Origin of the sequence: Egicoccus halophilus, from assembly GCF_004300825.1 — a bacterium.
Taxonomy (GTDB): Bacteria; Actinomycetota; Nitriliruptoria; order Nitriliruptorales; family Nitriliruptoraceae; genus Egicoccus; species Egicoccus halophilus.
Window position 1 is genome coordinate 2,376,429 of sequence record NZ_CP036250.1, and the last position, 20,657, is coordinate 2,397,085.

General features: G+C 74.0%; 21 protein-coding genes and 1 riboswitch. Of the genes, 6 read left to right on the forward strand and 15 right to left on the reverse strand.

Features of this window, described 5'->3' with window-relative positions; all coding sequences use genetic code 11:
- Positions 1-28 precede the first annotated feature (28 nt).
- From ribH to rpoZ, 12 genes are all read right to left on the reverse strand, one after another.
- Complete coding sequence (ribH, locus tag ELR47_RS10620) at positions 29-514, reverse strand: 6,7-dimethyl-8-ribityllumazine synthase (protein ID WP_276319905.1); 486 nt, start codon at positions 512-514, stop codon at positions 29-31.
- Entirely contained in the window at positions 511-1,872 is a 1,362-nt protein-coding gene (locus ELR47_RS10625; RefSeq protein ID WP_130649874.1) for a bifunctional 3,4-dihydroxy-2-butanone-4-phosphate synthase/GTP cyclohydrolase II, read from the reverse strand. Before ELR47_RS10625 ends, ribH begins: the two co-directional genes overlap by 4 nt.
- Positions 1,869-2,522, reverse strand: a complete 654-nt coding sequence (locus ELR47_RS10630; RefSeq protein WP_130649875.1) for a riboflavin synthase — start codon at positions 2,520-2,522, stop codon at positions 1,869-1,871. The genes ELR47_RS10625 and ELR47_RS10630 overlap by 4 nt, the downstream gene beginning before the upstream one ends.
- Complete coding sequence (gene ribD / locus ELR47_RS10635) at positions 2,522-3,634, reverse strand: bifunctional diaminohydroxyphosphoribosylaminopyrimidine deaminase/5-amino-6-(5-phosphoribosylamino)uracil reductase RibD (protein ID WP_165404001.1); 1,113 nt, start codon at positions 3,632-3,634, stop codon at positions 2,522-2,524. Before ribD ends, ELR47_RS10630 begins: the two co-directional genes overlap by 1 nt.
- A 125-nt stretch (positions 3,635-3,759) precedes the next feature.
- Positions 3,760-3,897: riboswitch (FMN riboswitch) on the reverse strand.
- A gap of 8 nt (positions 3,898-3,905) precedes the next feature.
- The gene (rpe, locus tag ELR47_RS10640) at positions 3,906-4,607 is read right to left on the reverse strand and encodes a ribulose-phosphate 3-epimerase (protein ID WP_130649877.1); all 702 of its coding nucleotides are present in this window, start codon (positions 4,605-4,607) and stop codon (positions 3,906-3,908) included.
- 64 nt (positions 4,608-4,671) lie between these two features.
- Positions 4,672-5,985 carry a 16S rRNA (cytosine(967)-C(5))-methyltransferase RsmB gene (gene rsmB, locus ELR47_RS10645; protein WP_130649878.1) on the reverse strand — a complete coding sequence of 438 codons (1,314 nt, stop codon included), beginning with the start codon at positions 5,983-5,985 and terminating at the stop codon, positions 4,672-4,674.
- Positions 5,982-6,920, reverse strand: coding sequence for a methionyl-tRNA formyltransferase (fmt, locus tag ELR47_RS10650; protein ID WP_130649879.1), 939 nt, complete (start codon positions 6,918-6,920; stop codon positions 5,982-5,984). Before fmt ends, rsmB begins: the two co-directional genes overlap by 4 nt.
- Before the next feature lie 70 nt (positions 6,921-6,990).
- Positions 6,991-7,563: a peptide deformylase gene (gene def / locus ELR47_RS10655; RefSeq protein WP_130649880.1), complete on the reverse strand. Its 573-nt coding sequence runs from the start codon at positions 7,561-7,563 to the stop codon at positions 6,991-6,993.
- A 56-nt stretch (positions 7,564-7,619) separates the two neighbouring features.
- A complete protein-coding gene (locus tag ELR47_RS10660) occupies positions 7,620-9,596 on the reverse strand; it encodes a primosomal protein N' family DNA-binding protein (protein WP_130649881.1) in 1,977 nt (658 codons plus the stop codon).
- Complete coding sequence (gene metK / locus ELR47_RS10665; protein ID WP_130649882.1) at positions 9,593-10,783, reverse strand: methionine adenosyltransferase; 1,191 nt, start codon at positions 10,781-10,783, stop codon at positions 9,593-9,595. The genes ELR47_RS10660 and metK overlap by 4 nt, the downstream gene beginning before the upstream one ends.
- Before the next feature lie 48 nt (positions 10,784-10,831).
- Positions 10,832-12,070, reverse strand: coding sequence for a bifunctional phosphopantothenoylcysteine decarboxylase/phosphopantothenate--cysteine ligase CoaBC (coaBC, locus tag ELR47_RS10670; protein WP_205745196.1), 1,239 nt, complete (start codon positions 12,068-12,070; stop codon positions 10,832-10,834).
- 34 nt (positions 12,071-12,104) lie between these two features.
- Positions 12,105-12,353: a DNA-directed RNA polymerase subunit omega gene (gene rpoZ, locus ELR47_RS10675; RefSeq protein WP_130649883.1), complete on the reverse strand. Its 249-nt coding sequence runs from the start codon at positions 12,351-12,353 to the stop codon at positions 12,105-12,107.
- Positions 12,354-12,609: 256 nt separating this feature from the next.
- Here rpoZ and ELR47_RS10680 point away from each other — a divergent pair, with 256 nt between their 5' ends.
- On the forward strand, positions 12,610-13,374 hold the full coding sequence (locus ELR47_RS10680; protein WP_130649884.1) for a hypothetical protein: 765 nt from the start codon (positions 12,610-12,612) through the stop codon (positions 13,372-13,374).
- Between the two features lie 19 nt (positions 13,375-13,393).
- Positions 13,394-13,963, forward strand: a complete 570-nt coding sequence (locus ELR47_RS10685; RefSeq protein ID WP_130649885.1) for a LemA family protein — start codon at positions 13,394-13,396, stop codon at positions 13,961-13,963.
- Positions 13,964-13,992: 29 nt separating this feature from the next.
- Here the strand turns inward: ELR47_RS10685 and gmk are convergent, their stop codons facing one another.
- Both gmk and mihF read right to left on the reverse strand, forming a co-directional pair.
- Positions 13,993-14,556 carry a guanylate kinase gene (gene gmk, locus ELR47_RS10690; protein ID WP_130649886.1) on the reverse strand — a complete coding sequence of 188 codons (564 nt, stop codon included), beginning with the start codon at positions 14,554-14,556 and terminating at the stop codon, positions 13,993-13,995.
- Positions 14,553-14,873, reverse strand: coding sequence for an integration host factor, actinobacterial type (mihF, locus tag ELR47_RS10695; RefSeq protein ID WP_130649887.1), 321 nt, complete (start codon positions 14,871-14,873; stop codon positions 14,553-14,555). Before mihF ends, gmk begins: the two co-directional genes overlap by 4 nt.
- 257 nt (positions 14,874-15,130) lie before the next feature.
- Between mihF and ELR47_RS10700 the strand changes: the two genes are divergently transcribed.
- The 4 genes from ELR47_RS10700 (at position 15,131) to ELR47_RS10715 (ending at position 19,675) form a co-directional block, all read left to right on the forward strand.
- On the forward strand, positions 15,131-15,748 hold the full coding sequence (locus ELR47_RS10700; protein ID WP_165404002.1) for a 5' nucleotidase, NT5C type: 618 nt from the start codon (positions 15,131-15,133) through the stop codon (positions 15,746-15,748).
- Between the two features lie 136 nt (positions 15,749-15,884).
- Positions 15,885-16,529, forward strand: a complete 645-nt coding sequence (gene pyrE / locus ELR47_RS10705) for an orotate phosphoribosyltransferase (protein WP_130649889.1) — start codon at positions 15,885-15,887, stop codon at positions 16,527-16,529.
- Positions 16,530-16,659: 130 nt separating this feature from the next.
- Positions 16,660-18,591 (forward strand): ATP-dependent metallopeptidase FtsH/Yme1/Tma family protein, encoded by a 1,932-nt coding sequence (locus tag ELR47_RS10710; protein ID WP_130649890.1) that lies wholly within the window; start codon positions 16,660-16,662, stop codon positions 18,589-18,591.
- A gap of 379 nt (positions 18,592-18,970) precedes the next feature.
- A complete protein-coding gene (locus ELR47_RS10715; RefSeq protein WP_130649891.1) occupies positions 18,971-19,675 on the forward strand; it encodes a hypothetical protein in 705 nt (234 codons plus the stop codon).
- A 497-nt stretch (positions 19,676-20,172) separates the two neighbouring features.
- Here the strand turns inward: ELR47_RS10715 and ELR47_RS10720 are convergent, their stop codons facing one another.
- Entirely contained in the window at positions 20,173-20,556 is a 384-nt protein-coding gene (locus ELR47_RS10720) for a hypothetical protein (protein WP_130649892.1), read from the reverse strand.
- Positions 20,557-20,657 lie beyond the last annotated feature (101 nt).

Genomic DNA, 20,657 nt, shown 5'->3' on the forward strand with positions numbered 1-20,657 from the left:
TCGGCGGGGGGTGGGGTCGCAGCGGAGCTCACAGCTGGCGCAGCACCCGTGCGGTCTCCACCACGCTCAGCGCCGCCTCGGCGCCCTTGTTGCCGAGCTTGCCGCCGGCGCGCTCGACGGCCTGCTCCCACGTGTCGGTGGTGAGCACGCCGAAGGCGATCGGGACCCCGGTCTCGCGGGCCACCGCCCCGACGCCGGAGGCGGCCTCGCCGGCGACGTAGTCGAAGTGCGGCGTCGATCCGCGCACGACGCAACCGAGCGCGACGAGCGCGTCGACCTCTCCCCCGGTCGCGAGTCGGCGCAGCACGACCGGCAGCTCGAACGCCCCGGGCACCCACGCCACGGTCAGCGCCGACGGGGAGGCACCGTGCCGGCGCAGCGCACCGAGCGCACCGTCGACGAGGCGCTCGACGATGGCCTCGTTGAAGCGTGCGGCGACGATGCCGATGCGCAGGCCACCGGCGTCGGGGCCACCTTCCACGACGCGGACGTCGTTGCTGGGGTTCGGGGTCACGCGAGGTCCTTCCGGGAGTCGTCGTCGCGGGCGGGCACGTCGTCGGGTGATGGGGCCATGCCGACCCCACGCGGGGTCGGCTTCTCGACGGCCGCGGGGGCGGTCGCCCGCTGCTTGGCGATGTCGCCGACGCCGGTGGACACGGCGACGTCCTGCCCGGTGTACTCGTGGCCCATCCGCTCGGCCTTGGTCTGCAGGTAGTGCTCGTTGGCGTCGTTGGGGAGGACCTCGACCGGGACGCGGTCCACGATCGAGAGCCCGAAGCCGCCCAGGGCGGCCCGCTTGCTGGGGTTGTTGGTGAGCAGGCGCAGGCTGGACAGCCCGAGGTCGGCCAGGATCATCGCCCCGGTGCCGTAGTCCCGCGCGTCGGCCGGCAGCCCCAGCTGGAGGTTCGCGTCGACGGTGTCGACGCCGGCGTCCTGCAGTTCGTAGGCCTGCAACTTGTGCAGCAGGCCGATGCCCCGGCCCTCGTGCCCGCGAAGGTAGACGATGACCCCCTCCCCCTCGTCGGCGATCCGCGCCATGGCCAGGTCGAGCTGTGGGCCGCAGTCGCAGCGCAGCGAGCGGAACACGTCCCCGGTGAGGCACTCGGAGTGCATCCGCACCAGGACGTTCGCCCGGCCCTCGGGTTCGCCGTGGAGCAGCGCGATCGACTCGGTGCCGTCGGCGTCGGAGCGGTAGCCGATCATGCGCCAGTCGCCGTAGGGCGTGGGCAGCTTGGCGACGGCGACCCGCTCGACCAGCTGTTCGCGCTCGCGCCGGTGGGCGACCAGGTCGGCGATGGTGACGATCACCAGGTCGTGTTCGGCGGCGAAGCGCTCGAGGTCGGGGACCCGCGCCATCGACCCGTCGGGATTGACGACCTCGGCGATCACCGCCGCCGGCCGACGCCCGGCCAGCCGGGCCAGGTCCACCGACGCCTCCGTGTGGCCGGGCCGACGCAGCACGCCGCCCGGGTGGTAGCGCAGCGGGAACACGTGGCCGGGACGGTGGACGTCCAGCGGTCCCGAGTCGGGATCGGCGAGCACCTGGATCGTGCGCGCGCGGTCGGCCGCGGAGATGCCGGTGGAGGTGCCCTCGACCGCGTCGACGGAGACGGTGTAGGCGGTGCCCTTGGGGTCCTCGTTGTCGACCACCATCATCGGGATGCGCAGCCGGTCGAGATCCTCACCGAACATCGGCACGCAGACCACACCGCTGGTGTGGTTGACCACGAAGGCGAGCTGCTCGGGCGTGGCGGCGTCGGCCGCGAGCACCAGGTCGCCCTCGTTCTCCCGGTCCTCGTCGTCGACGACGATCACCATGCCGCCGGCCCGGATGATCTCGACGGCCTCGTCGATGGTCGCGAACTCGGTCATGCGTGGCCGACCTCCGAGGCGAGGGACGTGTAGGGCGAGTCGACGCCGGCGGTGAGCAGGCGCTGGACGTACTTGGCGACCACGTCGGCCTCGAGGTTGACCCGGCGGCCCGGGTGCAGTCCGGCGCCGAAGGTCGTGGCCTCGAGGGTGTGCGGGATCAGGCCCACGCGGAAGCCGTCGCCGTCGACGGACACGACGGTGAGGCTGACGCCGGCCAGGGTCACCGACCCCTTGGCGACGAGGTAGGGGCGCACGGCCTCGGGGGCGCGGACGTCGACGAACACGGTGCCGGGACGCTCGTCGCGGGCCAGCACCTCGCCGACGCCGTCGACGTGTCCCTGCACGAGGTGGCCGCCGAAGCGGGTGTCGGCCCGCATGGCCCGCTCGAGGTTGACCCCGGTCCCGCCCTCCAGGTCGCCGAGCGCGGTGGCACGCAGGGTCTCGGCCATCAGGTCGGCGACGAAGCCCACGCGGCGGCCGTCGCGCACGACGAACGTGGTGACGGTCAGGCAACACCCGTCGACGGCGATCGAGTCGCCGATCGCGGCGTCACCGACCACCAGTGGCCCGGTCACCTCGAGTCGGGCATGGCCGTCGTGGCGTTCGAGGGCGGCGACGGTGCCGACCTCCTCGACGATCCCGGTGAACATCAGGCGGCCTCCTCGAGCGGTGCCGGTCGCAGGTGCAGGACGAGGTCGGCGCCGGCCCCGCCGACCCGTTCGGTCACGAAGCGCCGGCCGGACGGCGGGGTCACGGCCCGGCGCGGGGTGCCCGAGCCGAGGTCGGCGACGTGCAGCACGACCCGGTCGACGAGCCCGTCGGCGACCAGGGCGTCGGCCAGGGTCGCGCCGGGTTCTGCCAGCACGCTCCGGATCCCGTGGCGGGCCAGGGCGCGCAACGCCTCGACGGTCCAGGTGTGGTGATCCGGTGCGGCGACGACCTCGACCGTCGCGCCGGCCTCCTCGAGGATACGCACGGCGGCCGGGTCGGCGTGCGCGCCGGTCAGCACCAGCGCCCCGCGGGCGACGACCTGCGCGGTCGGTGGCGTCCGCAGGCGTCGGTCGAGCACGACCGGCCGGGGCTGGTGGGCCGCGTCGACCAGGCGGACGTCGAGCCGCGGGTCGTCGGCCAGCACGGTGCCCGAGCCGACCAGCACGGCGTCGACGGCGCCGCGCCACCGGTGCACGGCGGTCCGGGCCGCCACACCGGTCAGCCAACGGCGACCGTCCGGGGCGCGCAGGGCGCCGTCGGTGGTCTGGGCGAGTTTCAGGGTCACGTGGGGGCGACCGGTCCGCACCACCGACAGGAACCCCTCCAACTGCCCGGCCACCGCCCCGTGCAGCACCGGACCGACCCGATCGGGGCCGTCGACCGACACCCCGCGGGCGCGCAGCAGCGACGCCCCGCCGCCCGCCAGGGCCGAGGGGTCGGCGTGGACGTGCACGACCCGCCGCACCCCCGCGTCGGCCAGCGCCGGCGCACACGGCGGCGTCCGGCCCTGGTGGGCGCAGGGTTCGAGGGTGACGTAGGCACTCGCGCCGACGGCCCGCTCCCCCGCGGCCGCGAGCGCCGCCGCCTCGGCGTGGTGGCCCCCCGGCGGATGCGTCGTTCCCTCACCGACGATCTCGCCGTCACGGACGATCACGCACCCGACCGCGGGGTTGGGCGCGGTGCGGTGTCGTGCGGTCTCGGCGAGCGCGATCGCCCGGGCGAGCCAGCGACGCTCGACGAGCGGCAACGCAGCGGGCGGCGGCTCGGACACGGCGGGCCTCGGCGGCGGGAGCGGCGGCGCGTCGGACGACGGGCCGGCGAAGCCGGGGCGGGTACGCGAGCCGCGGGCCGGGCGGCGTCGACCGGCCGCGTGCCGGCACGGGGGCACGGCACGGCTCGCGTTCCCTCTCATCCGGACTGTGACCGTCGGCCCCGGAGTTCCACCGGGTCAACCGTTGCCCGGCCCGAGGGCCGGACGCGGGGTCGCGGGCTGTGACCGCCGGTAGGGACTTCCACCCCTCCCCGGGAACGCGTCGGACAGTCTAGCCGGCGGCCGACGGACCGCCGTCGGCCGCCTCGCGACGGCCGGCCTCGGCCGCGGCCAGCACCGCGCGGGCGGCAGCGGGCCGGTCCAGGTGGTCGAACACCGCCGAGCCGGCCACGAACGTGTCGGCGCCAGCCGCCGCCGTGCCGCCGACGGTGTCCGGGGAGATCCCGCCGTCGACCTCGATGCGGAACCGGGCGCCGAGCCGCTCGCGGGCGGCGACGGCCTCGGCGATCTTGGGCAGCACCTCCGGCTGGAACGCCTGGCCGCCGAAGCCCGGCTGGACCGTCATGACCAGCAGCAGGTCGATGGACTCCAGCAGCTCCTCGACCAGCGACAACGGCTGGTGGGGACGCACGGCCACGCCGACCTGGCTGCCCACGTCACGCAGCAGCTCGACCAGCCCGAGCGGGTCGTCCTCGACCTCCGGGTGGAAGGTGACCGAGTCGGCCCCCGCGGCCACGACCTGCGGCGCGTAGGTGCGCGGGTCGGTGATCATCAGGTGGGCGTCGAGGAACAGCGGCGTCGCGGCGCGCAGGCTCCGGACCACCGGCGGTCCGAGCGTGAGGTTAGGCACGTAGTGGGCGTCCATGACGTCGACGTGGACCATCGACACGGCCGGGGCGACGTCGGCGACCTCGTCGGCGAGTCGGGCGAAGTCGGCCGACAGGATGGACGGGGCGACCCGCAACTCGTGCACGACGATACTCCCACCACGGCGCTGTGGACTCGGCGACGCGCGCCCCCGACGCGCGACGGCGAGCCTAGCGACGCCGCCAGCTCGCCACGTACATGCCGTCGGTGTCGTCGGTGTCCGGCAGCAGCTGGCGCCGCTCCCCCGGTTCGAAGCCGCTGCCGTGGGCGGCGTCGAACCACTGCACGACCTGGTCGGTCTCCGCCGCGGTCCAGGTGCACACGGCGTAGGTGAGCGTCCCGCCGGCCGCGACCCGCTCCGCGGCCGCGTCGAGCAGGCGTCGTTGCACGCCGGCGAGCTCGGCGGCGTCGGCGGGGACCCGCCGCCAGCGAACCTCGGGCCGGCGGCGACCGGTGCCGAGCCCGCTGCACGGGGCGTCGAGCAGCACCCGGTCGAATCGGGCGTCGTCGGGCAGCGGTGGGGCGGTCGCGTCCCCGACGTGCACGTCGACCTCGACCCCGAGCCGCCGGGTGGCCTCGCGCACGAGCTCGGCTCGGTGCGGGTGCAGTTCGACGGCGGTGACCCGACCGTCCTCGCCGACCAGCTGGGCGAGGTGCGCGGTCTTGCCGCCCGGGCCGGCGCACAGGTCCAGCACCCGGTCCCCCGGGCCGGCGCCGGTGGCCCGGGCGACCTGCATCGAGGCCTCGTCCTGGACCGCGGCGCGACCCTCGCGCACGGCCGCCAACCGGCGCGGGTCGGCGCCGGGCACCCGGATCGCCTCGGGCAGGGCGCCGGGACGGGCGTCGAGCCCTTCCGCGGCCAGTTCCTCGAGCAGCGCGTCGCGGTCGCCGGTGGCCCGCAGCGTCACGCCGGGCGGGGCGTCGTCGGCCTCGAGGATGGTGCGCGTGCGATCGAACCCGTACCGGTGCATCAGGTCGCTGACGACCCAGCGTGGGTGCGCCGTCGTCAGCGCGAGGTGGCCGATCGGGTCGTCTTCGGCGTCCGGCCACGGCAACGCGTCGCGGCGCCGGTCGAGGTTGCGCAGCACGCCGTTGACGAAGCCGCCGGCGCCCTTGGCGCGTCCGGACGGCACGACCTCGCGGGCGAGTGCCACCGAGGTCGAGACGGCCGCGCGGGGCGGGACCGAGGTGCGCAGCAGTTGGAGCGCGCCCAGGCGCAGCACCCGGCGCAGGGCCGGTTCGACGGCGTCCAGTGGCCGGGTCAGCACGGCGCCCAGCGCCCAGTCGAGCGTCCCCTGCCAGCGCAGGGTGTCGTAGGCGAGATGCGACGCGAAGGCGCGGTCGCGGGATTCGGCGAGCCGGTCGACGGCCGCCGGCACCGCCAGGTTCGCATAGGCGTCGTCCTCGTCGACGGCGGTGAGCGCCGCGAGCGCGGCGCGGCGGGCCGGCAGTCCGGTCGGGTCACTCCCGGGGCGGTCGCTCACGAGGCGGCACCCGCGCTCGCCCCGAACGACTCGCCCGGGTCGGGGCGGTAGCCGTTGGCGAACGCCTGCCCGTCCATCGCCGGCTTGCCCTCCGGCTGGACCCGGCGCAGCCGCACGCCACCTTCGCCGGCGGCCACGACCACCCCGTCGGCGTCGCGGGTCACGACCGTGCCGGGCGTCCCGTCGGCGTCCACCACCCGGGCGCCGAGGACCTTCAGCCGTCGCCCGCGGAACACGGTGTGTGCGCCCGGGGCCGGGTCGGCGCTGCGCACCAGGTCCACGACGGTGGCGGCCGGCTCACGCCAGTCGATGCGGACGTCGTCGGGCGTGATCTTGGGGGCCAGCGTGGCCCCCTCGGCCGGCTGCGGTTCGGGTCGCTCGCCCGCGACCAGCCGCCGGATCGAGTCGACCAGCACCGGACCGCCGAGGTCCGCGAGCCGCTCGAGCAGCTCCCCGGCGGACTCCTCGGGGTCGACCGGGACCTCGACGCGGTCGAGGACCGGGCCCGTGTCCATTCCCTCGTCGAGCACGAAGGTGGTGATGCCCGTGACCGTGTCCCCGGCGCGCAGGGCGTGCTGCACGGGGGCGGCACCACGCCAGCGTGGCAGCAGCGAGAAGTGCAGGTTGACGAAGCCATGACCGCCGGCGTCGAGCACCCGACGCGGCAGCAACGCGCCGTAGGCCACCACGGCGCAGGCGTCGACCTGCAACGCGCGCAGTTCGTCGAGCACCTCGGCGGGCCTGGCCGGTTGCCACACGTCCAGGCCGGCCTCGATGGCGGCGCCCTTCACCGGCGGCGGCACCGGGGTCCGGGAGCGCCCACGGGGCCGGTCCGGGTTGGTCAGCACCACGACGACCTCGACGTCGTCGGCCGCGACCAGGGCGTGGAGTGCCGGCACGGCCACGTCCGGCGTGCCGAGGAACGCGACGCGCACGAGCTTCGCCTTTCACAGGGTGCGGACGGCCGCGCCGCGGTGCGCGGGACCGGCGACGGAAACGGTGGCCTCAGCGGGGCCGCCGGCCGAGGAGCAGGCCTCCGGGGCGGGGCGGCGTGGGGTCGTCGAGCCCCTGCTCCAGGCGGTACTCGCGGATGCGCTTGAGGGCTTCCTGCTTGTCGTGCTTGGCGAGATGGTCGACGAACAGAATCCCGTTGAGGTGGTCCATCTCGTGCAGCCAGATGCGGGCGAAGTAGCCCTCGAGCTGCACCTTCTGCTCCTCGCCGACGAGGTCCCGGTAGCCGACCTCGACCCGCAGCGGCCGCTGGACCGGGTAGAACAGGCCCGGGAACGACAGGCAGCCTTCGTCGGCGTCCTCGAGGTCGTCCTCGGAGGCGTCGAGCAGGGTCGGGTTGACGACCGCGCCACCGAGCGGGTTCCCCTCCTCCTGGGCCACCTCCCAGGTGAACAGGCGCTTGAGGACCCCGACCTGGTTCGCGGCCAGGCCGACACCCTCGGCGGCCCGCATGGTGTCGAGCATGTCGTCGGCCAGCCTGGCCAGACGACCGTCGAAGTCCTGGACCTCGTGGGCGCGCTGGCGCAGCACGGGGTCGCCGAAGATCCGGATCTCGAGCGTGCTCACGGCGGGGTCCTGCTCCTGCGGTCGAGGGGTGACGCGCCAGGGTACGGCAGTGCCGGTCACCAGGCGTCCACGGGGTCGACGTCGAGTCGGACGTCGAGGCCCGCACTGCTCCACGCGACACGCAACGGCGCCAGCGCGGCCAGCGTCGCGGCCCGGTCGTCGACCTTGAGCAGCAGGTGCCAGCGACCGTCGGCCGGGACGGGCCCGAGCAGGTCGTCCCGCTCGGGCAAGGCCTCGCGCAACGGCGCCAACAGCGGCGTCGGGTCGAGGGCCGTGTCCAGACGCAGGACGCTGGTCAGGGGCGGGAACCGCAGGACCGAGCGGGTGGCGACCTCGGCCTTCCAGAACCCGCCGGGGTCCCAGGCGGCCAGCGCGGCGATCGCCGGGTGCTCGGGTTCTCGGGTCTGGGCCACCACCACCCCCGGCGACGGACGCGACCCGGCATGCACGGTCCAGGACGCCACCGACATCGCGAGCCGCAGGGTGTCCTCGGCGGCATCCAGGGTCGGGCGTCGCAGGGACCCGTCGAGATCGGGCAGCACGACCGCACCGACCGGTCCGGGGGGGCGGTCCAGTACGGACCCACGCGTGGTGACGAGCACGGCCGGGGGCGGTGGCGCGGGCTGGCCGTAGCCCTCGAGGACGGCCACGGGCACGTCGAAGGCGCGGGCGAGCTCGGCACCGAGTCGGCCGGCGCCGGCGGCCAGCGGCACGACGCCGGTCTCCCGACAGGCCGGGCAGGGCGGGACGCGCGGCGCACTCCAGCCACAACCGTCGCAGTGCACGGCCCGGCCGTGCAGGGCCAGCGACGAGGCGCACACCGGACAGGCCAGCCGCTCGCCGCAGCGGGCGCACACCAGCGCCCGCCCCTCGCCGCGGCGACTGGCCAGCACGACGCCGTAGTTGCCGGCGCGCACCGCGTCGCGCAGCGCCCGCCAGGCCGTGCGGGTCAGCCGGGCCCGCGGCTCGCCCTCACCGGTGTCGACCACGACCCGGGGGCGGGCGCGACGTTCGGCCTCGCGGCCCGGCGTGACCGGCGCGACCCGACGCTCACGCAACAGCCGCCACGCCACCGCGCTCGGGACGGTGCCGACCGCGAGGCCGACCGCACCGGCCCGTCGGGCCCGCTCGAGCACCACGTCACGGGCGTGGTGGCGGGGACTGCGACGCTCCTTGTAGGCCGGGTTGGCCTCGTCGAGCACGATCGCGAGCCCGAGTCGATCGAGCGGGACGAAGGCGGCCCCACGCTCCCCCACCACGACCCGCGCCACACCGCACCGGGCCTCGAGCCAGCGGCGGTAGACCACGCGCGCCGACGGCCCGCCGCGCAGGTCGACGGCGAGGTCGCCGGCGGCCGCGACCACGGCGTCGGCGACCGGCGAGCCCGGGTCGGGCACGAGCACCAGCACGTCACGGTCGCTCGCCAGGCACAGCTGGGCGAGCTCGGCCACGCGCGCGGCGACGTCCTCGCCGGGCAGCGGCCGCCACAGGAACGAGCCGGCACCGTCGGCGACCGCCGTCCGCAGCTGCGCTCCCGTGTCGCCGTAGGCCGCCCATGCCTCCTGCAGGACGTCCGCCGGCGGTGGTGGGTCGCTGCGCGCTCGACGCGCCGTGCCCGGCGGGTACCACCCGGCGGCGGCCGCGCGCCGTTCGACGTCGACGGTGCGCCCGGGCAGGGCGTGCCGGACGACGTCGGCGAGCGGGGCCCCGAACCGGTCGGCGGCCCAGCGCAGCACGTCGAGTTCGTCGGGGCGGACCCACACGTGCTCCCCGAGCAGCCGCTTGACGGGCCGCAGCCGGGACGTCGGCACCTCGCTGTCGGTGCCCGTGGCCACGACCAGGCCCCGCACGCTGCGGCCGGCGAAGGCGACCTGCACGCGCTGACCGACCCGGACCTCGACCCCGTCGGGCAGGAGGTAGTCGAAGGGACGGTCGAGGTGGAACGGTTCCACCTCGACGACGACGCGGGCCACGCGCGGCGCCGGGTCCGAGGTGGCGGCGCGGGTCGGCGTACCGGCCCGCGCGTCGGTCACGAGACCGCGTCGCGCAGCGCGTCGGCGCGGTCGGTGCGCTCCCAGGTGAAGCGTTCGCCCTCGCGGCCGAAGTGGCCGTAGGCCGCCGTGTCGAGGTAGCCGGGACGGCGCAGCTCGAGCGCGTCGGCGATCGCGGCGGGCCGCAGGTCGAACACCTCACGCACGGCCCGCAGGATCGCGTCGGGATCGGCCTGCTCGGTCCCGAAGGTCTCGAGGTTGAGCGACACCGGCGAGGCCACCCCGATCGCGTAGGCGACCTGGAGCTCGGCGCGCCTGGCGAGCCCGGCGGCGACGATGTTCTTGGCCACCCAGCGCACCGCGTACGCGGCCGAGCGGTCGACCTTGGACGGGTCCTTGCCCGAGAACGCGCCGCCGCCGTGGCGCGCCATCCCGCCGTAGGTGTCGACGATGATCTTGCGGCCCGTCAGCCCGGCATCGGCGACCGGACCACCGAGCTCGAAGCGGCCGGTCGGGTTGACGTAGACCTGCAGGTTCGAGGTGTCGATGTCGTCGGGCAGCAGGGGCTGGATGACCTGCTCCTCGATGTCGGGACGCAGCAGCGTCTCGAGGTCGATCTCGGCGCGGTGCTGGGTGGACACGACCACGGCGGTGACGGCCTTGGGCACGCCGTCCTCGTAGTCGACGGTGACCTGGGTCTTGCCGTCGGGACGCAGGTAGGAGACGTCACCGGACTTGCGCACCGCCGCCAGCCGCTGCGCCATGCGGTGGGCGAGATGGATCGGCATCGGCATGTACGACGGGGTCTCGTCGGTGGCGTAGCCGAACATCATCCCCTGGTCGCCGGCACCCTGGATCGCGTAGGGGTCGGTGTCGGACCCGGTGCGCGACTCGTAGGCGGTGTCGACCCCCATGGCGATGTCGGGCGACTGCTCGTCGATCGCGACCGAGACGCCGCAGGTGTTGCCGTCGAAGCCGACGTCGGCCGAGTCGTAGCCGATGCGCAGGATGGTGTCGCGGACCACCTTCGGGATGTCGACGTAGGTCCGCGTCGAGATCTCCCCGGCGATCATGACCTGGCCGGTGGTGACCAGCGTCTCGCAGGCGACGCGGCCGGCGGGGTCCTCGGTGAGGATCGCGTCGAGGATCGCGTCCGAGATCTGGTCGGCGACCTTGTCCGGGTGGCCTTCGGTGACCGACTCGGACGTGAACAGGCTGCGGCGGGACAACGGGGCCTCCTGGCGGACGCGGACGGCCGCGCGCGGCGCGGCGGCGGCTCAGCCTAGCGAGGCGGGCCCGGCCGGAAGGAGGTCCACGACCGCGTCGAGGATGCGCTCGGCGACGGCGCGCTTGGTCGCCAGCCCGACCTCGGTCCTGGCACCGTCACGGCCCAGGATGACGACCCGGTTGGTGTCGACGCCGAAGCCGGCGTCGGACGCGCCGACGTCGTTGACGACCAACAGGTCGGCGTTCTTGCGGGCGAGCTTGTCGCGACCGTACGCCTCGACGTCGTCGGTCTCCGCGGCGAAGCCGACCAGGAGCGGCTGCGCGTGTCCTCCGCGACGCCGTTCGCCCAGATCCGCGAGGATGTCGGGATTGGGCACGAGCTCGAGGCGCGGGGCACCGGCGGACTTCTTGAGCTTGGACCCGGCGGCCGTGACGGGCCGGAAGTCGGCGACCGCGGCGGCCTTGACGACCACGTCGACGTCGGCGACCCGGTCGAACACCGCGGCATGCATGTCGAGCGCGGTGGTGACATCGGTGCGGATGACCCCCGGTGGGGTCGTCAGCGACGTCGGCGCGGCGACGAGCTGCACCTCGGCACCGCGCGCGGCGGCGGCCGCGGCCAGCGCGAACCCCATCTTCCCGCTCGACCGGTTGCCGAGGAAGCGCACCGGGTCGATCGGTTCCCGGGTCCCGCCGGCGGTCACCAGCACGCGGACGCCGGCCAGGTCGTCGCGCCGACGGTGTGCCGCGGTGGCGTGGGCGACGACGCGGGCGAACGCCTCGTCGGGCTCGACCAGCCGGCCGGCGCCCGCGTCGCCGCCCATCAGCGCCCCGACGGCCGGGCCGAGCACGTCGACGCCACGGGCCCGCAGCACCTCGGCGTTCGCGCGGGTGGCGGGGTGCTGCCACATCTCGGTGTGCATCGCCGGGGCGACCACCAGCGGGCAGGTCGCGGCCAGCAACGTGGTGGTGAGCAGGTCGTCGGCGTGCCCCCCGGCGAGCTTGGCCAGCACGTTCGCCGTCGCCGGGTAGACCACCGCGACGTCGGCGGACCGGCCGAGCGCGACGTGGGTCTCGTCGGGGATGTCGGTCCACACCTCGTCGCGGACGGGGCGGCCCGTGATGCCCTCGAAGGTCGCCGCGCCCACGAAGTGTCGGGCGCCGCGGGTGAGCACCGGCTCGACCGTCGCCCCCGCGCCGACCAGCAGGCGGGCGAGCAGCGCCGCCTTGTAGGCGGCGATGCCCCCGGTGACGCCGAGCAGGACACGGGTGCCGCGCAGATCGCTCACGTCAGGGGCTCGCTGCTCGTCCGGGCGGACCCGGTCAGGCCTGCTCGTCGCCCTCGATGAAGGCGAGCGGGTCCTCGGTGGTGCCGGACGACTCGACGCCCTCGATCTTCGCCTGCGAGATCTCCTCGAGGGCGATCGACAGCGGCTTGTTCGACTCGGTCTGCACCAGCGGCGGGACGTACTGGCCCAGGCCCTCGCCGAGCTGGGCGTAGTAGCCGTTGATCTCGCGGGCGCGCTTGGCCGAGAGGTGCACCAGGTGGAACTTCGAGTCCACCTTGTCCATCAGGTCGTCGATGCGAGCGATCGGAGTACCTCCGCGTGGGGGCGGCTGGCCCGGGAACGGGCGTGGGGAAGGCGGCGACCGGGCCCGACGGCAGGCCGAGACCCCGCCGCAGCGGTCACGGGCAGGCTACCGCCTCGACCCGACGGTGTCCGTGCACCCGCCGCGGGTCGCGTCCACAACCGCCTCGGGACAGGTGGTCGGCCGGCTACGGTGGGTGGCCGTGGTCCGGCGACCGGGCGGACCTGCCGGTGGGGTGATGCGCACGATGGACGGGGCGGTGCTCGTCGTGCTGGCCGTGGTGGCCATCGGCGGCCTGGCGTCGTACGCCGCCTGGCGCCACCGGCAGGCGTTGCAGGAGTCGATGACCCGACTGCTCGAACGCGAACCGGGCCTGCGCCGGACCGACCACCCGGCCGGCCTCGACGCCCGCGAACTGGCGCGCGGCTTCGCCGGCTGCCCGAAGGGCGACCGGCGCTACGGGGTTCGTCACGGCGTCGAGGGCCCGCTGTCGACGACGATGGCCGGCGAGGCCGTCGACGTGCACGCGAGCGCCTTCGAGTGGTGGTGGGAGGAGCGACGCCAGAACCGCGACGCCAACGGCAACACCACCACCAGCTACGTGACGCGGCGCACGATGGTCGGCGTGACCCGGCTCCCCGTGCGGATCCCCGACCACGTCTCCGTCGGCCCGGAGTCGGTGTTCGGCCGGCTCGGGCTGAGCCGCCGCGACCACCAGCTCGAGTCGGACACCTTCAACCGCCGCTTCCGGGTGGTCGCCGACGACCGGATGCTGACGGTCCAACTGCTCGACGCCCGACTCCAGCAGCTGCTGCTCGACGAGTACACCGGGCGCACGGTCGAGCTCACCGGCGACCTGCTGGTGCTCGCCGGCGACCCGTCGCAGCGCGACGACTCGCTGACCGGCTGCATCGGGCGGTTGCCGGCCGTGCGCCAGGACACGGCCCGGCTGCTCGCCCACGTGCCGACGTCGTTCTGGCGCGCCGTCGACCATCCGCGCTGACGCGCCGTCAGGAGACCCCGTGGAACCCGGCCTCGTCGTCGTGATCGCGCTCGTGCTCACCCTGCCCCTGCTGGTCGTCTACTCCTACAACCGGTTCGTCGCCCAGCGCGCCTCGATGGACGCGGCCTGGGCGGGCATCGACGTCGAGCTGCAGCGACGCCATGACCTCGTGCCCAACCTGGTCCACAGCGTGCAGGGCTACGCGGCGCACGAACGGCAGTTGCTCGAGCGCGTCGTCGAGGCCCGCAACCGTGCCGTCGCGGCCGTCCCCGAGGACGTCACGGTGTCCGAGCAGGCCCGTGCCGAGGACGCGCTGACCGAACGGCTCACCGGGCTGCTCGCGCTGTCGGAGGCCTATCCGCAGCTGCGCGCCGACCGGGTGTTCCTGGACCTGCAACGCGAGCTGGTCGACACCGAGGACCGCATCTCCGCCTCGCGACGTCTGTACAACCTCGAGGTGGCCGCCTACGAGCGACGCCGGCAGGCGTTCCCGTCGAACCTCGTCGCCTCGGGCTTCGGGTTCGAACCGCGCCCGCTGTTCGAGATCCTCGACGCCGCCGCGCGCCACGCCCCGCACGTGGCGAGCTGACCGCGCGAGGTGGGCGGCGGCCGGCCGCGTCAGCCGGTTCGGGCGGCCGCGATCGCGTCGCGGACCTCGGCGACGCAGCGCTCGAGGTCGTCGTTGACGACCACCTGGTCGAACGCGTCGCGCTGCGCGAGTTCGCGGCGTGCGACCTCGAGACGGGCGGCGACGGCCACGTCGTCCTCCGTCCCACGCTGGCGCAGGCGGCGTTCGAGCTCGTCGAACGACGGTGGGGCGAGGAACACCAGCAGCGCGTCGGGATCCTGCTCGCGCACCTGCAGGGCGCCCTGCACCTCGATGTCGAGCAGCACGACCTTGCCGTCGGCGACCGCCTCGGCGACCGGGCCGCGCGGGGTGCCGTACAGGTTGCCGGCGTACTCGGCCCACTCGAGCAGCTCGCCCCGGGTCACCATCGCCTCGAAGCCGAGGCGGTCGAGGAAGCGGTAGTGGACGCCGTCGACCTCGCGTGGCCGGGCGGCGCGGGTGGTGGCCGAGACCGACAGCACCGCGTCGGGCAGCGTCGCGCGCAGGCGGGCGTGCACCGTGCCCTTGCCCACGCCGCTCGGGCCGGCGATGACGACCAGCAGACCACGCGTCACGAGCGCGACTCGAAGGTCGCCAGCAGCGCCTCGGTCTGGCGGGGACCGAGACCGCGCAGGCGGCGGGTCGGGGCGATGTCGAGCCGCTCCATGAGCCGTCGGGCCTTGACCGGACCGTAGGCCGGCATGGCCTCGATGACCTCCGACACCTTCATCTTCGCCAACGCGTCGGCGCTGCCGGCCCGCTCCAGCACCTCGCCCAGACTGACCTCACCGGCCTTGAGCATCTGCTTGAGCTCCGCACGGATGCGGCGCGCCTCCGCCGCCTTCTGCAGGGCGGCGCGGCGCTGCTCGGGGTCGAGCTCGGGCAGCGGCATGATCGATTCGCTCCGGACGGCGCGCCGCGGTGCCGAGGCATGCGGCGGGGGTGCGGGACGTGCGGTGGGCGGAGAGGTGCACCCTAGTCCGGAGGCGGACGGCGGGAGGTCGACGCCCGCGTCGGGCGGAGGTTCGGCGCCGGGCCGCTCGATGGGGTGAGGGTGGCATCGGGGTGTCCGGTGGGGCAGCCGCTAGCGTCCCGGCGACCGGCGTGGCGGTCGCGGCCGGCACGCGTACCCGGTGGGCAGGAGTGGCGTTGAGCAGCATCGATCAGTTCGTCCTCGGGGTCGACCTCGACGGGGTCTGCGCCGACTACGAGGGCGCGTTCCGTGCCTCGGTCGTACGCCACTTCGGCCGCGAACCCGACCAGCTGCCACCGCAGACGGTCATGGACGCCTACTCGCAGTGGGGTCTGACCTTCGAGCAGTTCGAGCAGGCCCACCGCAAGGCCGTGCTCGAGGACCGCATGTTCCGCACCATGGACGCGCTGCCCGGCGTGTCCGAAGCGCTGTGGCGGCTGTCGGACGCCGGCGTGTGGATCCGCATCATCACCCACCGGCTGCTGTTCAACTGGGCCCACGAGTCGACCGCGGCCGACACGGCCTTCTGGCTCGACGAGCACCGCATCCCCTACCGCGACCTGTGCTTCATCGGCGACAAGCCCAACGTCGGCGCGGACCTGTACGTCGACGACTCGCCCAGCAACGTGATCGCCCTGCGCGAGGCCGGCAAGGCCGCGATCGTGTTCGACCAGCCCTACAACCGCGACCTGCCCGGACCGCGCGCGACGAGCTGGGACGACGTCGTGGCCCTCGTCGAGGGTGAGCTCGACGCCCGCCGCCGCCAGGTCCCCCTCCCCCTCGACCTCGAGTAGCACCCGTCGACCGCGGGGTGGTGACGGTTGCGCCCCGTCGAGCCGTCGCCGGTGCTACGCCTACGCTGCCGGCGCCTCGACCGGAACGGACGCGCTCATCGACCGCCACGCCCGCACCCGCGACTTCGTCGACTTCATGGTCCGCTGCGACGTGCTCACCTTCGGGGACTTCGTCGCCAAGTCGGGCCGGCGCACCCCGTACTTCGTCAACGCCGGCCGCTACCGCACCGGCGCCCAGGTCGCCGAACTCGGCCGCTTCTACGCCGAGCTGGTGGTCGAGACCTTCGGTGACGACGTCGACGTCCTTTTCGGCCCCGCCTACAAGGGCATCCCGCTCGCGGTGACCACCGCCATCGCGCTGGCCGAGCACCACGGACGCGACGTCGGGTTCTGCTTCGACCGCAAGGAGGCCAAGGACCACGGCGAGGGCGGCCAGCTCGTCGGCGCCCAGCTGCGCGACGGTGACCGCGTGGTCGTCGTCGAGGACGTGACCACGGCTGGCACCTCGATCCGCACCACCCTGCCGCTGCTGCGCGCGGCCGCCGACGTCGAGGTGCTCGGGCTGGTGGTCGGGGTCGACCGTCGCGAGCGCGGTTCCCGCACCGACGTCACGGCGCTGGACGAGCTGGCCGCGGAGTACGGGCTGCAGGTCGCCGCACTCGCGACGGTCGACGACCTCGTCGAGCACCTGCGCGACCGCGAGGTCGATGGTCGTCGGGTGCTCGGCAACGACGACCTCGACCGGCTCGCGGCGTACCGGGCGACCTACGGGGTCGGTTGAGTCGTCCCGGTACGCGACGACGCAACCGGCCGGACGGGGCCTTCACGCAACCTTTGCGATGGCGCGCGCACGACGTGCCGCTGCTCGCCCCGGGAAGGACAGTGGGTCGATGGGAGGGTTAGCCTGACCGATGTCGCTCCACCGAGACCGTGAGTCGCCCGTGCTCAAGCCGCGCCGACCCTCCCGCTCCGAGGCCACCACCTCGCCACGCCGCTCGTTGCGAGGCGACGGCCCCTCCCCCGACGTCTGGCGCGACAAGCGCGTCTGGTTCGCCGCCGTCGCACTGCTCGCGGTCGTCGGCGGGAGCATCGCGCTGTCCTGGCCGGCCCCCGAGGTCGAACCCGAGCGGGTCGTGCTCTCCGAGGCGCTGGCCCGGGTCGCGGCCGGCGAGGTCGCCTTCGCCAGCATCGACGACGCCAGCCGCGAGGTGCTCCTCGTGCTGGGCGACCCGGCGACGACCGGCTCGCCCCAGGTCGACGCCGACGGCTCGTTCGCGCTGCCCGAGGGGCAGCAGGTGGTCGCGGCGTTCAACGACGGCTACGGCCGTGACCTCGCCGCCGCGTTCTCCGCCGCGGGTGTGCCGTTCACGGGTGAGCCGCGTCCGGAGCCGGACCGTCTCACGCCGGTGCTGACCAACCTGCTGCCGGCCCTGATCATCGTCGGCTTCCTGCTCTGGTTCGTGGCCCGCAAGGGCGGGTTCGGGCAGTACGGCAAGTCCAGCCGCGGTCCCGCGGCCGTGCCGACCACCCGTTTCTGCGACGTCGCCGGCGCCGACGAGGCCGTCAGCGAACTGCGCGAGGTCGTCGAACTGCTCCACGACCCGGAGAAGTTCGCCACCAGCGGCGCGACCGTCCCGCGCGGCTTCCTGCTCGAGGGCCCGCCCGGGACCGGCAAGACGCTGCTGGCCCGCGCCGTCGCCGGCGAGGCCGGGGTGCCCTTCTTCAGCCTGTCGGGCTCGGAGTTCGTCGAGATGTTCGTCGGTGTCGGCGCGAGCCGGGTCCGCGACGTGTTCGCCAAGGCCCGCAAGCACGAGCGCGCGATCATCTTCATCGACGAGATCGACGCCATCGGCAAGGCCCGTGGCAACGGTCCGAGCTCGGGCGCCAACGACGAACGCGAGGCCACCCTCAACCAGCTGCTCGTCGAGATGGACGGCTTCGAGGGCTCCGGCATCATCACCCTGGCCGCCACCAACCGCGCCGACGTGCTCGACCAGGCACTGCTGCGCCCGGGCCGCTTCGACCGCCGGATCGCGGTCCCTGCGCCCGACCGTGTCGGACGTACCCGCATCCTCGAACTGCACACGCAGGGCCGCCGTCTGGGCGACGACGTCGACCTCGTCTCGCTGGCCCGCCGGACGCCGGGCATGACCGGCGCGGACCTCGCGGCGCTGGTGAACGCCGCCACGCTCGAGGCTGCCCGCCAAGGGGCCGACGAGGTCACCGCGAGCCACCTCGAGTCGGCCCTGTCGACCGCGATGCTCGGCCGCGAGCGGCGTTCCGCGGTCACCACCGATCGCGACCGCACCATCACCGCCTGGCACGAGGCCGGGCACACCCTGGCCGCCCTGCTGCAGGAGCACGCCGACGACCCGGTCACCGTCACCATCGTGCCGCGTGGTCCGGCGGGTGGGGTGACCTGGATGAGCGGCAACGACAACGCCTTCCTCACCCAGGAGGAGGCCCGCGCCAAGCTCGTGACCGCCATGGGCGGGCGCGCCGCCGAGGAGCGGCTCCTCGACGGCTCGTTCACGCAGGGCGCCGCCGGCGACTTCCAGCACGCCACGGAGCTGGCCACCAACATGGTGACCCGCTACGGCATGAGCACGCTGGGCGTGGCCAGCCTGTCCCCCGAACAGGTCGTCAACGGTCCGCTCGCGACGCAGGTGCACACGGCCGTCAACGAGCTGCTCGACGAGGCCCTCGGTCAGGCCCGGGCGCTGCTGCAGGCCAACGCCGCGCTGCTGCAGGCGGTCGCCGACGGGCTGCTGCTCGAGGAGACGCTGCACCTGGCCGACATCCTGCGGCTGCAGGGCGAGCTCGGCACCGTCACCGCCGGCTGACCTCGCTCGGGTGCCGCCGGCAGGGTCTGCCCGGAGCCATCCGTGCGCCCTGATCCGCACCGCCCGACGTCCGGACGCACAGATCGCACTCAGTACCACCGCGACCGTCGACCCGTGCGTGCTCATCTGCACACGGCCGGCTTTCCGACGCACGTGCGTCACACCGAACGTGCATCCTGGGTCGCGTGCAGCTGGGTCGGGATGGGCGCATCGCGATACCAGGCCGAGCCGTCGAGTTACGCCCGTTCGGGTCGACTCCAGCAATCGGAGACCGCTGGAGTCGAAGGTTGCCGCCATCAGCTCCTTGGCGCTCCTGGGCAGTGCGCTCGTGGTTGCCTCCACGTTCGTTGATCACCCCTGGTTCCGCGTCGGAGCCGCCTTGGCGCTGCTCGCCGTGCTCGTCTCCTCGTCTTGGAGCATCGATCCCGGCGAGATCGCTGAAAGCCCGCTCGAATCAGCAGAGCTACTGCCACTCAGGCCGAGGCCGACCTGCGGCCACGAAACCGAACGCCGACACCGGTCGAACACGCCCGGATCCCTCTGGTGCTCCGGCTCCGACGCACCAGGTGGTGGTGTTCACTGCGTGCCGGGATCGGCGGCGGGGGTAGAGGTGTTTCGGAGGCGGCGACGCGTTCGTCACGTGTGGATCAGCAGCACGCGCATGGGGACTGAAGCCATCACGCCGGCTTGGAACCTGCTGCTCGACGCGTTCGGATCGCAGTTGGAGCGAGCGCACATCGACGCCCTGCCTGATTCGACCTGGCCTGCTTGGCGTGCCATGCCGGAGCCTGTCCGCTCCGCGCAGCGAGAGCTTCACGGACGTGGCGTTGCCCGCGGACATGGCGACCCCAACATGGGCATCGATCTCGACCTGACCGCGGAGAGCGACCTGGAACTGTTGCGCCGGTTCGGTCCGTGGAGCATTCACTGTGAGGCGGCAAGCGCAGCCGATGACGTGCGGCTGGAGGCGCACGACGAGGGTCTCGGATGCGTTGCTCAGGTGACCCCACGATCCGTGGTCGAGTTCGGAGCCTTCCTCGCGCTTCGAGGGGTCAACTTCGACGACTGCTTCGACATCCTCTAGTCGCAACGCCCGGAGGCTCTACTCCGAGCCGGGCGATGTACTGGGCGGCGTCAACCACGCCTTACCGGTCACCTGACCACCGAGGTGTTACTACCTTCCGGCGTCCCGAGCAGTCAGGTGGTCGTCTTGGAGTGGTACCACGTCGTCCTCGCCGTCGTGGCCGTCGCGTCAGTCGGCTACAGAGCGCGGACCTGGCACGGCCGGATCAGGGAGAGGGAGCACGATCAGTAGGACCGTCCACTGCGTCGCCCTGCTGCTCGTCGCTTTCGTCGGAAGCGTGGCCCCAGGCCGTGTTCGCGTCGGAGATCCGTTGGGCCAGGCCCATCGCGACCGCACTCGCTGTCGCTGCCGCCGCAGGAGCGGTCTTCGCTCGACGCAGATCCAGCCAGAAGGACGACGGAGTCACGACCGCAGCGCCCCCGGGGCCGCCACCCAGCCGACTGCGCCGAGGGTGACGAGGGCGGCGGCGACCGCGGTGGGGTGCGTCCTCACCTCGTTCAGGAGCCGCTGGCGACGACCGACCGCTCCAGCACGGCGATGAGCTCGTCATGATCGGCCGGGGTGATCAGCTCGTCGAGGTCCACCGGCCGATCGTCGAGACGTAGCCACAGCATCCCGAGGCCGATCGCCTCCTCTGCGGCCGCGATCAGCAGCTCCGCATCGAGCGGGCGGGGCTGGCGCATCCGGAACCCGTCGCTGTGGCGGACCGCATCCGCAGGCTGCACGAGACCACAGAACACCGGACCGGGGCCGGCGTTGTAGGCCGCCACCTCGCCGTGGATACGGGTACGGACCACGTCGCGGATGCTCACCTCGTCAGGCAGGTCAGCGACCCGGGCACCACCGAGCACGTGCCCGGCGCGGCTCTGGTCTCGCATCATGATCTCGGCCATGGGCACGAGCGTAGGTCGCCGCCGGTGGTCCCTGCAGCTCGTGGGGGCGGACGTCGCATCCGGGCAGCAGGTGGCCGGCAAGAACGCCC

What these genes read in the sequence shown, in the direction of transcription:
- ELR47_RS10710 (WP_130649890.1), top strand. Translation starts at nt 16,660, where the DNA reads ATGTCGCTCCACCGAGACCGTGAGTCGCCCGTGCTCAAGCCGCGCCGA.
- ELR47_RS10630 (WP_130649875.1), bottom strand. Translation starts at nt 2,522, where the DNA reads ATGTTCACCGGGATCGTCGAGGAGGTCGGCACCGTCGCCGCCCTCGAA.
- pyrE (WP_130649889.1), top strand. Translation starts at nt 15,885, where the DNA reads ATGGTCCGCTGCGACGTGCTCACCTTCGGGGACTTCGTCGCCAAGTCG.
- ELR47_RS10720 (WP_130649892.1), bottom strand. Translation starts at nt 20,556, where the DNA reads ATGATGCGAGACCAGAGCCGCGCCGGGCACGTGCTCGGTGGTGCCCGG.
- mihF (WP_130649887.1), bottom strand. Translation starts at nt 14,873, where the DNA reads ATGCCGCTGCCCGAGCTCGACCCCGAGCAGCGCCGCGCCGCCCTGCAG.
- rpoZ (WP_130649883.1), bottom strand. Translation starts at nt 12,353, where the DNA reads ATGGACAAGGTGGACTCGAAGTTCCACCTGGTGCACCTCTCGGCCAAG.
- ELR47_RS10680 (WP_130649884.1), top strand. Translation starts at nt 12,610, where the DNA reads ATGCGCACGATGGACGGGGCGGTGCTCGTCGTGCTGGCCGTGGTGGCC.
- ELR47_RS10625 (WP_130649874.1), bottom strand. Translation starts at nt 1,872, where the DNA reads ATGACCGAGTTCGCGACCATCGACGAGGCCGTCGAGATCATCCGGGCC.